We start from the raw sequence: 608 nt of genomic DNA, 5'->3' as shown, positions 1-608 counted from the left end.
CAGGTAAACTGGCAATCACAGAACAAGTCGCGCAGTTAAAGCAAGATCACATCAATGCAAAAGCACTGGCGGAAGCTTTAGCTGAACTACCGGGTTTCTCGGTAAATCCTGACTTCGTTCAAACCAACATTGTGTTTGCTAAGTTGGATGCTAAAGTCGATATCCAAAGCATCGCGGAGCAACTCAAGCAACAAAAAATCATCATCAGCCCAGGAAACCCAATTCGCTTTGTCACACACAAAGACATCTCTGCTGAAGATATTCAAACCTTCCTATCGAGCCTTAAATCTCTGCTTTAGATTGATTTTGATCATTGAGCTTCCCCTTGGGGGAAGCTTTATTCTACGGTCAATTATCGCTAAATCGAGAATCCATAATGCTAAGAACCCTCCTTTTAACGTCTCTCATTTTTACTTCCACCGTTTATGCCAATCCTTTTGGCGATGCTGAGAAAGGCAAAGTTAAAGCTCCAAGCTGCGTATATTGCCACGGCACAAATGGACTAAGCAGTAATGACGCCTATCCGAACCTTGCAGGTCAAAGTCCTAAATACTTGTATGACTCGATGAAAGCCTATCAGGATGGTTTGCGAACCGGGCCACTGGCAG

Annotated in this window: 1 protein-coding gene and 1 pseudogene; both read left to right on the top strand. The window is 43.9% G+C overall.

All coding sequences use genetic code 11. From position 1 onward, the window contains the following. Window positions 1-299, top strand: a pseudogene (locus R7Q09_RS26800) (low-specificity L-threonine aldolase); the annotation flags it as partial. 77 nt (window positions 300-376) lie between these two features. Then, on the top strand, window positions 377-608 hold a 232-nt coding region (locus R7Q09_RS26795; protein WP_318144030.1), incomplete at its 3' end, for a c-type cytochrome.

The sequence above is a fragment of the Vibrio sp. 2130-1 genome, from assembly GCF_033339515.1.
This window is presented reverse-complemented; position numbering and strand designations above follow the sequence as displayed.